The organism is Curtobacterium sp. YC1 (assembly GCF_016267665.1).
In the GTDB taxonomy this organism is placed as follows: domain Bacteria; phylum Actinomycetota; class Actinomycetes; order Actinomycetales; family Microbacteriaceae; genus Curtobacterium.
The window spans coordinates 2,019,478-2,031,502 of record NZ_CP066341.1 but is presented as its reverse complement, the minus strand read 5'-3'; the positions used below and the strand labels follow the sequence as shown (position 1 = coordinate 2,031,502).

Sequence of the window (12,025 nt, the reverse complement as noted above, 5' to 3'; positions counted from 1 at the left end):
CGTGGCTCGCACGTACACGCCCGAGAGGCGCTACTCCTTCGATGACTCGTCAAAGCGCCTCGACGCGTTCCGGGCGCTCGATGCTGAAGCCCGGAAGGTGCTCCGGACTCATGCGACAGGCGCGCTTCCCCTTGAAGAAGGCGTACGAATCACGACCCACGAAGGTGCGGACGTATCGACCGAAACCCTCGCCCAAGCGGAACGTGAGATGCGGGAGGACCACCTGACCTCAAACCTGACGCTCGTCATGCTTCGGCTTGGCCATGTCGGCAAACACACGGTCGGTCTCAGCATGTGGGACCACGACACCGACATCCTGGTGCAGTTCAGTAGCGGTGACGAGGGCCTCGTCTCTGGTCTTGCCTCTCGTTTCGACCGCATGATGAAGCCTCTGACATCTCCGGAGCCGAAGACCGTTCCTTACGAAATCAAGGTGGAGCCGTCTCCCTTGCCCATGGAAACGTCGGATGCGAGCACTGCACGGCCCCGGTGGACTCGTACTCGGAAGGCCTGGACCGCCATCGCCACCGTCCTCGGTGTTCTCGCTGCCATCGCAACGATCGTCCAGACCTTCAGGTAGCTCTAGAGGTCCTGCAGGATGACCTCGAAGGTGAGGGACGTCGCGCCCTCATCGACGCCGACCGTGTTCGCGCCGTAGTTCGTCTGGTACCCAGCGACCCGAAGCTCGTCACCCTGGTTGAGCGCCACGAGGAGCCGGGTCGCCGTGATGGACGGTCCGACACTGCTGGACTGGTTCGACGCGCGGTCGCCGGGGTAGACGACGCCACGGGCAATGAAGGCACCGGCCGTGAGGTTGGCGGGATTGGACACGTTGCGGGTCACGCCGACGTACTGCGAGTAGAAGTCCGTAGGTGCCAGCTTCATGCTTGCGACCACCATGTAGACGCCGGTCTTCGGCACCGTGAGCACGCCTCCACTCCAGCCCCAACCGCCCTTGTTCAGGACCGGGCTTCCCCACGCTGCGGACGTGAAGAACGTGGGGTTGCCCGACTGGACCGTCTGTCCGTTGGTGCTCTTGGCGACCGAGAACTTCGGGACGCCGATGGACACGCCTTCCAAGGTCTTGATGCGCGCCAGGGCGGCTGCCAGCTCGTCACCCCGCTGATTGTCGTTCTGGTACCCGAGACGTCGGTCCTGGGTGCTGGTCCAGGTCGCGAGGCCCGCTGCTGCGGCTGCGTCGCCAATTGCCATGATGTGTCCTCTCAGACGGTCTCTGCGGCCCACGAGCCGCCGACAGGGGATGCGCTCCACGCGACGCCAGCGGCAAGCTGACTCCAAGCGGAGGACGGGGTGGTGACGAGGCCCTTGGTGCTGAGGGCCATGGTCCGGGTGGCGTAGTCGAAGGTCAGGGCCTCGACGTATCCGGTCGCGAGTGGGCGGTTCGGAAGGACCACGGTTGCGCCCATGCCGGGGCGAGCCGACCAGTCCGGGCGACCGGTGGTCTCGATGAGCCGCGTGCGAGCCTGGAGGCGCTTCAAGAGGTAGGCAGCCTGCCCCTTGCCGGGGAACGGTGTGCCGTCCTTCTCCAACACGTAGGGGCGCGTGGAGCCGGTGGGAGCTGCGACATCGACTGCGGAGCGCTCGTTCCCCAGGTAGTCGGTCCAGGAGTACTTCACGATCACGGAGTCCGCGTTGAGTGGGAAGCCGTCCACGTCCTCGGCCTGCACGCTGGTGGTCTCGCTGCCCTCGTAGAGGTTCGATCCGGCGCGCAAAGCCACATCCCCAGGGACGGCGTAGTCCGCGTTCGCAAGGAGCCATGCCCCGGTCTCGTTCTGGAACAGACGGAAGCCCGCTGCCTCCACGACAGGGCGAAGAAACTCGTCAGCCGTGGTCCCCGCGGTCCAGAGCAAGGAGTCCTCATCGGCACCCAGTGCGGTGCGGGTTGCGGTGCTCAGGCCAGCGTCTCCCGTCCAGTCGTAGCGGTACAGGGCGGTGTCCGTGACGTCGCCGTCGAAGTAGTCCATGACCGTGCCGTTGGTGTCCTTGCCGTTCCCTTCCACGAGGAGGACGCCATCGACGTAGATGGAGTTGTCCGCGAAGTTGGAGGCACCGTTCACCAGACGCACGGCGACGCTGGTGGCGTTCTGCGGCACGGTGAAGGTCATGCTCACCCGGGTGGTGGTGAAGCCCGTGTTGGGGGCCTGGTCGCTGCGCCCGATGATGACGTTGCTGACGGCGGTGCCGTCCTGGAACGTCGCGACTGCCTGGAAGGTGCGTGCCGAACTCTGAGGCGTGCCGGTCTGTACGGCCTGGACTCGGACGTACGCGGACAGCGTGTAGGTGCCACCGGCTGCCACGGGCACGACGACAGAGGCCCAGCTCTGCGTGGAGGAGCTGTTGGGTGTGATCTTCAAGGAGTAGCTGCCGAACTGCTTCCAGCCGGTCACGAGGGTGACCGTGGCTCCGATACCCGTCCAGAGGCCAGTAGAGGTCTCGAAGCTGCCGCCCGGAATGTAGTTAGTGACGTCCCGCGTGGTCGGGAGTGCGACGTCTGCACCGGACCCAACCGTGACTGTCGTGGTCTTCCCCATAGCCTTCGTGAGGACCTTCTGGCAGAGGCCACGAAGGCTGCCCTGGTCCGTGGTGTTGTAGTTGATGTTGGAGGGCGGTGCGTATGTCTGGAGCGTGTACTCCGACGATGCGAGCGCGAGCGCGACGCGGTCCTCATCCGGGCTGAAGCCCCAGTCGATGACCTGGAAGGACAGTGCCAGCGGCACCCCTGCCACGTTGAACGTCAGGACGATGGTGGACTTCGCCACCGGCTCCAGGAGCGCCAGCGTGGCGTCTGCGGGGCGCACGACGACAGCGGTCGCCGTCATCCATGGGCTGTTGCCCTCATCGAAGGTGAGCGTGACGGCATCCTCGGCAACGTCGAGCGCGGTGCTTCCGACCTTCACGGTGCACGTCACGTCAGAAAGGATCGCCATGTCATACCTCCTGGAAGTTGACGGTGACCAGCCAGAACTCACGGGACTCGTCGTCCAGAGCGCGGGTGAGATCGCCAGCGAGCACGTAGGTCATAGCGACGCTCGGGCGCTCACTGTCGCTGAGCGTAAAAACAGCGGCCTTGCGGTGCATCTCGAAGGCAGCCTGAGCGTCGGACTCGTCGGTGTACACGAGAACGAACGAACCGGTGCGCTTGCTTGCCGCCTGGAGCGTGACGTCCACGCCGCCGCCCATGATCGGGTTGACGATGTTCTTTCCTTCGGCGGACTCCTCCCAACCGTCCACGAGGAGCGGCGCGGTCTGGGTGCTGTCAGAGGACGTGATGATCGTGGACATGGCTACGCCACCCGCTTTCCGAGCTTCTGGTTCACGGTCTGCATGATGGGGTTGTTTCGGATGCGCGCCGCTGCGTTGTCCACGGCAGACGTGTCGACTCCGAACTTGATCGTGGGGCCAGTCACGGACTTGTTCTTGTACCGAGCCAGCGCCTTCTCTACGGCGTCGTCATCGACCCCGAACTTCAGCGTGGGGCCGTCCTTCTTCTCACGGCCCTTCGCTGCGGTGGTCTTGTCGACGTCCTTGGCATCTGCCTTCAGCTTCGACGTGGGACCGGCCTTGGTCTCCTTGGACTTCTCGTCCGTCTTCTTGTCGACGTCGGACGTGTCGCCCTTGGCCTTGACCGTGGGGCCTTCGATGTCGGTTCCGGAGCCAGCGGCCTTCTTCCAGCCCTCCAGGATGGTTGCCTGCTGTTCGGGCGTTGCGGAGAGGTAGGTAGCCAGCTCGTTGGAGAAGGCGTCGCCCTGCTCCTTCAGGAAGTTGAGGACGTCGCTCGGGACTTCCTTGCCGACCGCAGAGAGGTTCGCGTAGTACTGGCCATCGGCTGCCTGACGCTTGCCCATGTCCCGGATGTACTTCTCAGCGCTCAACGAAGAGTTGTCCAGGATGTCCGACGTGGACTCGGCGCTCTGCTCGGCCAGCGACTGCATGGAGTCCGCGAAGCTGTCGTTGGCCTCCTTGGCCTCGTTCTGCGCTTCGACGTAGCGTCGGTACTCCTTGACGGACTTGCCGTTGGCAGCGGCCAGCGCCTCCTCTGCGTCCTTGGCGTTCTGGTTCGCTTCGATCTGCTGCTTGATCGCCGGGAGGACGTCCTTCTGCAGGGTCTCGGCCTTCTTGCCAGCCTCCCGCGATGCGGAACGGTCTGCTCCCGCCGTGGTGTCCACGGAGGCAGCCAGACGGCGCTGCTCGGCCTCGGTGTCCTCCACCTGGCTCTGGAGCTTCTTCAGCTCCTTGGTCGTGCCTCCAGCGATGGTCTGCGCCCAGTCCTTAAAGGACCGGTCGACGCTCTTCGCGTCCTTCTGGAGCTGAGCGAGGCTGAGGCCGTACTTCTCGGTGTCGGAGGCCCACTCACGGAGCTTCCGGTCCAGGGTCGAGATTGCGTCGCCGGAGTCCGCGAACTCGGAGACCAGCTCGTCGGTCATGGACTTGACGCGCTCCTTGAACGCCTCGGCGTCCTCACCCGACTGCGCGAAGGCAGCGCCGATGATGCCGATGCCGGCAGCGGCTGCGGTACCGGCCACGAGGCCCAGCGGACCCAGCTCGGTGATGATGCCGCCCAAAGTGCCCTGGAACAGGTCCGTGATGCTCTGCGCGGAGCCGTCGAAGGAGGACGCAACTTCAGACAGGTTGGAGACTGCCTCGTCCTTGAACGCCTTGCTGGACTCGGCTGCGGGGTTGAAGGCCTCCTTGCCCTCGCTCTTCAGCTTCGCCGTCTCCGCCTTGATCTTGGCGGTCATGGCCTTGTAGTCGTCGGCTGTCAGGTTGGTCTGGCGCTGCGCGTCCTTCAGACCGGCTTCCAGGTCATCCCCGGCTTCCTTGCCCGCCTTGCCGAGCTTGTCGGTGGCGCGCTCGGCGTCCCTCATGCCGCGCTCTACATCGTTCCCGGCGTCCTTGGCCTCACGGCCCAGCTTGCCGAGACTCTTCTCCGCGTCCTTGGTCGAGTCGGAGAGACCGTTACCGGCCTTCTCGCCGGACTTCCCCAAGTCCTCCAGGGCGTCCTGAGCGTCGTCCAGCGGGTCGATGATGCCGGACTTGACTGCCGACTCGAAGGCGCGGGTGTCGGCAGCTACGCCGATGCTGAATCCACCAGCCACTGGGGCCTCCTACTTGGCCTTGTCGAACGCGTCGAGAAGCGTTCGCATGGAGGTCTGGTACCAGAGCGATGCCAGACGGGGAACGGACTTGCGGCTGGACGGGAAGATGATCCGCCCATTGGTGTTGCGGGACGGGAGCTGGCGCTTCGTGTGCCGGGTGGCGGCGTAGCGCTTGCCCCGCTTGGAAGTGGTCATGTACGTCATGCGCTCGTCGCGGTTCGCGCCGAACTCGACGCCACCGGAGAGCTGAGATGGCTTCACGCCGTGCTGAAGGCTCTTGCCGATGCGGGCCGACTCCAAGAGGACGTTCTGATTGGAGACCCGGACTCGAGCGGTGTTCCCCAGGACGCGCTGGTCCAGACGGGACTGCACCCGGCTCTGGACTTCGGACTGCCAGATGGGCTGAGCGTCGGCCTTCGTGTAGGCGCGGACGTTCTTCTGGATGTCCTTGGGGACCTGCTTCAGGAGACCGAGAAGCGTCCGGAGGTCCTTCGATGCGAAGACACTGATCCGACCACTACCGGCCATCCTGAAGCACCCCCCCAAGCTCAGGCAGTCGGAGCCGTGAAGGACGGCTTGCCGACGACACCCAGTGCGACCGTGGCGGCGGCAACGGCGTCAACCGCTCCACCGATCGAACCGGGCACGATGATGACGGTGGCGTAGATGGTCGCGCCACCCTTGACCGGGCTGAACTCGACGTCGATGGTCTCGCCGGAGTGGTCGAAGAGGTAGCGGCTGAGGCTGTCCTCGTTCTCCCAGTCCTGGGCGTACGCGACGTTGGCGACCCAGGTGGGCGACTGCGCGAAGGTGAAGACCGACTCGGGAGTCAGACCCTTCCACGTGGCCTGAGCCGACGTGGGAGCGAACTCGACGGACGATACGGATGCTTCGTAGTTGTCAGCGGCCACCTTGAAGGAGGCGTTGGACATCATGAAGGGCGATACGGATACCTGAGCCATGGCTCTACTCCTTGGTTGGGGTGCTGGTGGTGATGACCGAGACGGTGATGTCGAAGGCCAAGTTGAAATCGCCGTAGACCCTGCGCTCTGCACGAGTCCACCCGAGGACAGGGAAGCCCTTGTCGTCCCGGGCGTTGTCGATGGCGTGGAGCAAGTCAGCGATGTCGTCATCCAGGTCTGCGTCTGCCTGCGCGAGGTCTGAGACCGGGCTGACGACGGTGACGACGTACTCGGTGACGTGCGAGGACATGGGTGCCTCGGGAAGTCGAGTGATGTTCTGAAGGCCGACAATGACGGTGGTCTTCTCGATGGACTCCGGCGTCCGCGAGTAGGGGATGAGGTCCCACCCGCGAGGCAGCAGTGGCTTCAAGCTCTGCATGACCCAGCCCCGGTAGCGGGTCGGCTTCTTTCGAGTAGGCATCAGCCGACCGCCTTCTTCGCTCGGGCGGGACGGAGGAGCTGCTTCACGGCCCAGTCCAGTGGGCGCGGGCTAATGACGAGGCCGCCGCCCAAGTCCACGCTGTTGTCCCCGTTCGTGATGGAGGCGTTGAAGGTGTTGCGGGCCTGCATGAGCTGGCCAGCCCGGTAGCGCTCCGGGATCGCTGCGCCGTCCGGAAGCTCCGGGGCGTACGCCTCGACCTGATCGCGAGCGACGCTGAGGAGGCGCTGGAGCGTGCCGTCCTGATCCGGGGCACCGTCCCACTCCAGGCGGGCCGTGATGACGTTGTGCCACTCGTCGTCCGGGTCGACAACCACGAGGGTGTCAACCAAGGAGCGCTGCGAACGTCCGTCCTTGGTCACGACGCCGAACACCTTGTAGGTGCCGACCTCGGGAAGCGTGAGGTCCGACCAGGAGCCAACGAAGGCGTCCACGGTCTGCTCAGTCGGGAGCGTCTGCCCTACGACTTCCAGCGACGTAGTGCCCTGCTGGGGCAGCTCGTCTGGCTTGTCGTAATCGAAGTCGGCAACCGGCTGGTCACCCGCGATGAAAGCGGCCATGGCTGCCTCCTCTCTAGAAGTTGATCCAGGGGCCGGCCAGGTCAGTCATGACCGGCCCCCGGGGTGGTGCAGCTTGGTCAGCCAGCGGCCTTGTCACCGATGAGCACGAGGCCATCCGCGTACTCGGTCATGAACTGCGTGTAGCCGTGGACGCCCTTGTCGATGCCGCCACGAGCGATGTCGAGTGCGTCCACCGTGAGAGGCGAACCACCGGACAGCTCGTTCAGGTGAGCGGCCTCGCTGGAGAGACCCAGGACCTGACCGTCGCCCAGCACGTCGAACTTGTCGCGAAGGATGGTGATGCCGTCGCCGGTGCCCTCACCCTTCGTGCCGAAGCTCAGCGAGATGTACTCGGGGATGAGGTCCTTCGGGGTGTACATCAGCTCCTTGAAGACGTCACGGGCGACGACGATGGACGTGGCGTCCGTGTCGCTGTCGTTGATGACGTCCAGGACCTGCAGGACCTTGCCGATGCTCGGGTTGTACTGAGCCGGGAAGGTGTCAGCGTCCACCTGGGTGCCAGCGGCAGCGAAGAACTGCTCCAGCGCCCAACGGTCGGTCTCCTTGGCGTAGGAGTTGAAGATGCCCTTCACGAAGGCCTCAATGACCTCGTTGTTTCCGGGCACGTCGTAGAACTCACGCGCGATGTCCACGGCGACCGCCCAGCGCTGGAACACGCTGTCCACGAGAGAAGTCGAACCGGTGCCGGTCGGGACGTTGGCCTTGTTACCGGCGTAGGGCTGCACGATGGCGGTGCCCTGGTCCAGCTTGAAGCCCTTCTCGAACTGGTTCGTGAGGTTGCCGTTCTTGACCAGAGGCCAGAACTTGCGGTCGTAGGCGCGAGCGCTCCAGACCTCACCCAGCCATGCGGGCTGCACGACGCCATCGACGGGAAGGGCACCCGTGCCAGAGGTCTTGATGTCCGCGAGAGCTGCGAGCAGGGTCTCCTGGTCGGACGATGCGCGGTTGACGCTGGCGTTGCGGATGGCCTCGAAGACCGTTGCCGCCTTCGTCTCTTCGATCTTCGGAGCAGAGGCCTGAAGCGTGCTCGGAGCGGTTGCAGTGGGCACGGGTGCCTCCTCCTTGGGCTGGTCCTCGGGAGCGGGCTGCTCCTCCGGCTTGGCGATGGTCTCGGTGGTCACGGACTTGGTGACGGTCGTGGTGCCGTCCGCCGCCGTCTCGGTGAGCGTGGAGGTCACGGTGACGGTCTGGGAGCCGTCCGCGTTCGTGACCGTCTTGGTCTCGGTCTCTGCCTTGGGGTCGTCCGGCTGGACCGGCTCAACCTCGGTGTCTGCGGCAGCCGCGAGGAGCGTTGCCGATGGGAAAGCTGGGGTCTGCACGAGGGCTCCTCCAAACAGGCGTCCGCCGACTGCCTTGCCTGCCTTGATGACGACGTGCGCCACTTCGGCGGACAGGTGCTTCCGACGTCCGGAACGGATGTCAGCAAGGGCGGCGTCGCCGTCCTCACCTGGGGCGACGGAGAACGTCGCGACGATGCCCTCCGGGGTCTCCTGGAGCGCGGTTGCGCGCCCCACGGAGTCCTCACGCGCGTGCTCGACGTTGAAGCCGACCACGGACGGGTGAGGGAGCTTGAATGCGCCGGGGTCGACGCTGAACTTGCCGAGATTGGAGCGGCAGTCTTCGCCGTAGGGGACCAGCAAGCCAGTGACGGTGCGGTCCTCCTCGGACGCAGTGAGCGTTCCGGCATCGATGACAACTTCGGTCATGGTCAGTCCTCCTCCAGCGGCCCAGTGGGCGATGGCGTCGGGGCGTAGACGTCGTACATGTCGAAGCGCACGCGCGTCCCGCGAGGTACGCAGTCGTCCTGGCTCAGGCGCTGCATGATCGGGTCGATCCAGTACGGAAGGCAGAGGTCGTAGAAGAGGTTCCGCTCGCCTTCCTTAGTCGTGTAGGTCAGCGACGCTTCAGACAGCGAGCCGTCCAGGAGCGTGGTCGGAACGTTCGTGTAGTTGGCGACGTCGGTCTTGACGGCGTTGCGGCCCTGGAGCATGAGGTCCGGGCTGACTTCGCCGTGGACTTCCATCTCCAGACCAGCGGGCAGCATGCCCACGGCTCCGCCTTCTGCACGGCGCGCGGTAGACCACTCCTGGACGTACTGGTCCACTTCCTCCTGAGTGAGGTTGGAGTCGTCAGTGACCTTCAGGACCATGACTGGGATGGGGTTGCGGGCACGGCCCTGCCATGCGCGCTCCACGTCCTTCGCCCCTCGGAGGTTCGATGCTCCGACGCTGAGGAGGCCATCCCAGAGCGGCACGGAGTGGAGGATCATCTCGTCCCGCTGGAGCGGCGTCTTCCGTCCTTCGATGAAGAACTCACCGTCCTGGACACGCCAGAGGTCGATGGGTACCCACTCGGCCTCCAGAATCTGTCCCGAGGCACCACGGGTGGTGAGCCAGAGGCTCCGACCGTGGAACATCAAGTCATCGACCGTGGCGACCATGCGTGCGTACGGCGACACGTCTCCGTTGCTGCGGTAGAGCCACGTCGGCTGCGTTGCGAGCGCGCCGGTCTCGTCCATGGCACGGAGCGGGAAGCGGGCGATGGTGCTGGTCAGAAGGTGCTGCGCCTTCGCCACGGACGGAATGCTCATGGCTTCGCCGCGACCCATTGGGAGGTTTTGGAGCTGCACGCCCAGAGCGTCCGAGATGACGATGGTTCCCAGGTCGCTGGGTGCCGCGTACTGAGACAAGACGCCAACGCTGGTGGACTGGAGGATGGTGCTGGAGCGCTGCGTGCTCAGTCCAAGCCAGTCCAGAAATCCCATGCCGCTATTGTATCGGCGCTTGTGCTATCTGCGAAGGATACTCAGGTTCGCGAAGCTGCATATTTGCTACAAATTCTTTACTTGTATCAGGCTGCGAAGCTCGGGCGGAGGTTTGCGCGCTTCGGGTTCTCGTCGGCCCAGCGGAGAGCGAGCGACGCACCTTCGGCGGCGATGATGCTGTGTCCCGGTTCACGGCGACCGAAGGCCCAGCGGTTGCTGGTCGGCGTCCCGCGCTTGGTCACGAGCTGCACGGCGGTGTTCAGCTCCGGCTGATTCCAGTGGACGATGCGTCCGTCACTGATCTCCTTGGCAAGGAGCGCTGCGGCGGTGCTGACGTTAGCCCAGGTCTGCGGTGCCAGCTTCGGGCGCGGGCGCATGCGCTGCAGGGCTTCTACCGTCACGAGGACCGGACCGGCGTTGTCGTAGATGACCGTGGCGCGAAGCTTGGATGCCAGCTCCTTCGCGCGCTTCGCGAGCCAGTCGGTGCCGGACCGGTAGTCCACGAGGAGGAGGCAAGCACGGCCCTTGTCGTCGCGCCATGCCGCCGTGATCGCCGCGCACGACTGGTCAGGGTGCACGCTGACCGCGAGGCCGACAGTGCGGTCCGTGGGCATGTCCGGGAGCTTGTCATCCGTGCCATGCGCCAGCCACTGCCCCTGGTCCAGGAAGTACTGCGCTGCGCCTTCGGTGCCGAAGAGGCTCAAGTACTCACGAGCGAACTGTCCGTGCGAAAGCTCCTCCCAGCGCTCCTGTGCGATGTCCAGGTCCGTGAGATTGTCCGGTGCTGCCTCTGTGGAGATGCCAGGGTGCGCTGCGAGGACCAGCGCCTTTGCGCCCTCCCATGTGTCCAGCTCGGTCATGTCGGTCTCGTCGGGGCTGGCGTACTCCACGATGCCCGCTCCGGTCTTCCCGTCACGAGCGCGCTGGAGGGAGTCCCAGAGAATGTTGCCCTGCCTGTACTCGGCAGCCGTCCCGGCGATAACGAGCTGCGCGCCCGGGCGTGTGTCCAACGTCGGCAGGAGGCCCTGCACGATGTCCTCCGACATCTCCGGCGTTGCTGCTCCAGCCTCGTCCAGGATCACCATGTCGTAGGCGTCACCACGGAAGGCATCGGCCTCGGGCACGAGCACGGAGATGCTGGAACCGTTTGCGAACTCGATGCGCTCGGAGCCGCTGCCGCGGAAGAGCTTCCACGGGTTCTCCTCCTTGTTCGGGAAGAGGCGTTCCATGACCTGGATGACGTCCTTCCGGAAGCGGCGGCGGGCATCCTGGCCCGTGGTCATCTGGGTGTACGCGACCGCGTAGTCCTCACGACTCGCACACCGCCCCAGTGCCACTGCGAAGATGCTGGTGGACTTCGCGCTGCGGCGGGGAAGCAGGATCGCCACGCGCCGATAGCGAGCGTTCAGGGCGTCGCTGAGGCGGAGCTGCTGCGGCTGAGGGTGCTTGTTGCGTCCGGTCACCCCCAGGAGCCGCGCACCTTCCAGGAACTCCTCTCGAAGGGTCAGGTCTTCGTTCAACTCCGACTGGTTGAGAGGGAGGATGCCGGAGTCTCGTACGGTATTCCACCGTTCGGTATAGAAAACATGTGCTGCCAAGGCGGGGGACTCCGAAGCTGCTGTCAAAGAAGCGGTCATCGTCACTTGCTCGTCTCCTCGCACGCCGACCAGAGGTCAGCAAGGTCTTCGTCGGGGTAGTCGGCCTGGAGCGTGGCAGCGCACTGCTCGACCGTGCTGCTGGTGTCTTCGGTCCGCTCACCGGAGTGAGTGGCGAAGGTGATGACCACGAGGGCTGCGAGCACGAGGGCACCAGCGATGATGGCCAGTGTCGTGAGGGTCTTCCGAGCTACCACGAGGGGAGCCTCCGCTTCTGCTTGCTTGCTGCTACCTGGATGGCGCGGCCTGCCTTGCCACCGGCTGAGCGGTTGCACTTGGGGTGTGCCGGCCCCAGGTTGGATGCGTCGTTGATCTGCTGCTCTGTCCAGCCCAGGCGGCGGGCTGCTGCCACGTCCACGATGTGTCCCAGGTCGAAGGTGGAGCCGTGCTCGACCAGGCGACCACACCCGTTGACGCACGGTGCCGGGAGGGCTGCTGCGACCCGTGGCTTGGTCGTGCGGAGGATGAGCTTCCAGCTCGTCGTGCGGTGGTGCTCACTCATGCCGA

At 65.1% G+C, this 12,025-nt stretch carries 14 protein-coding genes; 1 reads left to right on the top strand and 13 read right to left on the bottom strand.

What is annotated here, in order from left to right:
• Window position 1: 1 nt before the first annotated feature.
• Window positions 2-580: a hypothetical protein gene (locus tag I8920_RS09525; protein ID WP_198656137.1), complete on the top strand. Its 579-nt coding sequence runs from the start codon at window positions 2-4 to the stop codon at window positions 578-580.
• Window positions 581-582: 2 nt separating this feature from the next.
• Here I8920_RS09525 and I8920_RS09520 read toward each other — a convergent pair whose 3' ends face one another.
• From I8920_RS09520 to I8920_RS09460, 13 genes are all read right to left on the bottom strand, one after another.
• Entirely contained in the window at window positions 583-1,212 is a 630-nt protein-coding gene (locus I8920_RS09520; RefSeq protein ID WP_198656136.1) for a hypothetical protein, read from the bottom strand.
• An 11-nt stretch (window positions 1,213-1,223) separates the two neighbouring features.
• Window positions 1,224-2,948: a carbohydrate binding domain-containing protein gene (locus I8920_RS09515; RefSeq protein WP_198656135.1), complete on the bottom strand. Its 1,725-nt coding sequence runs from the start codon at window positions 2,946-2,948 to the stop codon at window positions 1,224-1,226.
• Window position 2,949: 1 nt separating this feature from the next.
• Window positions 2,950-3,303, bottom strand: a complete 354-nt coding sequence (locus I8920_RS09510) for a hypothetical protein (protein WP_198656134.1) — start codon at window positions 3,301-3,303, stop codon at window positions 2,950-2,952.
• Window positions 3,304-3,305: 2 nt separating this feature from the next.
• A complete protein-coding gene (locus I8920_RS09505) occupies window positions 3,306-5,117 on the bottom strand; it encodes a hypothetical protein (RefSeq protein ID WP_198656133.1) in 1,812 nt (603 codons plus the stop codon).
• A 9-nt stretch (window positions 5,118-5,126) separates the two neighbouring features.
• Complete coding sequence (locus tag I8920_RS09500) at window positions 5,127-5,645, bottom strand: hypothetical protein (protein ID WP_198656132.1); 519 nt, start codon at window positions 5,643-5,645, stop codon at window positions 5,127-5,129.
• Between the two features lie 20 nt (window positions 5,646-5,665).
• Entirely contained in the window at window positions 5,666-6,079 is a 414-nt protein-coding gene (locus I8920_RS09495) for a hypothetical protein (protein ID WP_198656131.1), read from the bottom strand.
• A 4-nt stretch (window positions 6,080-6,083) separates the two neighbouring features.
• On the bottom strand, window positions 6,084-6,458 hold the full coding sequence (locus I8920_RS09490; RefSeq protein ID WP_198656130.1) for a hypothetical protein: 375 nt from the start codon (window positions 6,456-6,458) through the stop codon (window positions 6,084-6,086).
• A gap of 41 nt (window positions 6,459-6,499) precedes the next feature.
• Window positions 6,500-7,078 carry a hypothetical protein gene (locus I8920_RS09485; RefSeq protein WP_198656129.1) on the bottom strand — a complete coding sequence of 193 codons (579 nt, stop codon included), beginning with the start codon at window positions 7,076-7,078 and terminating at the stop codon, window positions 6,500-6,502.
• Between the two features lie 77 nt (window positions 7,079-7,155).
• Entirely contained in the window at window positions 7,156-8,805 is a 1,650-nt protein-coding gene (locus I8920_RS09480; protein ID WP_198656128.1) for a hypothetical protein, read from the bottom strand.
• Between the two features lie 2 nt (window positions 8,806-8,807).
• Window positions 8,808-9,863 carry a phage portal protein gene (locus I8920_RS09475; protein WP_198656127.1) on the bottom strand — a complete coding sequence of 352 codons (1,056 nt, stop codon included), beginning with the start codon at window positions 9,861-9,863 and terminating at the stop codon, window positions 8,808-8,810.
• 86 nt (window positions 9,864-9,949) lie between these two features.
• On the bottom strand, window positions 9,950-11,506 hold the full coding sequence (locus I8920_RS09470) for a hypothetical protein (protein ID WP_198656126.1): 1,557 nt from the start codon (window positions 11,504-11,506) through the stop codon (window positions 9,950-9,952).
• Window positions 11,503-11,715: a hypothetical protein gene (locus I8920_RS09465; RefSeq protein WP_198656125.1), complete on the bottom strand. Its 213-nt coding sequence runs from the start codon at window positions 11,713-11,715 to the stop codon at window positions 11,503-11,505. The genes I8920_RS09470 and I8920_RS09465 overlap by 4 nt, the downstream gene beginning before the upstream one ends.
• The gene (locus I8920_RS09460; protein ID WP_198656124.1) at window positions 11,709-12,020 is read right to left on the bottom strand and encodes a hypothetical protein; all 312 of its coding nucleotides are present in this window, start codon (window positions 12,018-12,020) and stop codon (window positions 11,709-11,711) included. The genes I8920_RS09465 and I8920_RS09460 overlap by 7 nt, the downstream gene beginning before the upstream one ends.
• Window positions 12,021-12,025: the final 5 nt, after the last annotated feature.

Excerpts from the sequence above, each read along its gene's own strand:
- I8920_RS09480 (WP_198656128.1), bottom strand. The coding sequence starts at position 8,805 with ATGACCGAAGTTGTCATCGATGCCGGAACGCTCACTGCGTCCGAGGAG.
- I8920_RS09485 (WP_198656129.1), bottom strand. The coding sequence starts at position 7,078 with ATGGCCGCTTTCATCGCGGGTGACCAGCCGGTTGCCGACTTCGATTAC.
- I8920_RS09515 (WP_198656135.1), bottom strand. The coding sequence starts at position 2,948 with ATGGCGATCCTTTCTGACGTGACGTGCACCGTGAAGGTCGGAAGCACC.
- I8920_RS09520 (WP_198656136.1), bottom strand. The coding sequence starts at position 1,212 with ATGGCAATTGGCGACGCAGCCGCAGCAGCGGGCCTCGCGACCTGGACC.
- I8920_RS09490 (WP_198656130.1), bottom strand. The coding sequence starts at position 6,458 with ATGCAGAGCTTGAAGCCACTGCTGCCTCGCGGGTGGGACCTCATCCCC.
- I8920_RS09460 (WP_198656124.1), bottom strand. The coding sequence starts at position 12,020 with ATGAGTGAGCACCACCGCACGACGAGCTGGAAGCTCATCCTCCGCACG.
- I8920_RS09495 (WP_198656131.1), bottom strand. The coding sequence starts at position 6,079 with ATGGCTCAGGTATCCGTATCGCCCTTCATGATGTCCAACGCCTCCTTC.
- I8920_RS09500 (WP_198656132.1), bottom strand. The coding sequence starts at position 5,645 with ATGGCCGGTAGTGGTCGGATCAGTGTCTTCGCATCGAAGGACCTCCGG.
- I8920_RS09475 (WP_198656127.1), bottom strand. The coding sequence starts at position 9,863 with ATGGGATTTCTGGACTGGCTTGGACTGAGCACGCAGCGCTCCAGCACC.
- I8920_RS09510 (WP_198656134.1), bottom strand. The coding sequence starts at position 3,303 with ATGTCCACGATCATCACGTCCTCTGACAGCACCCAGACCGCGCCGCTC.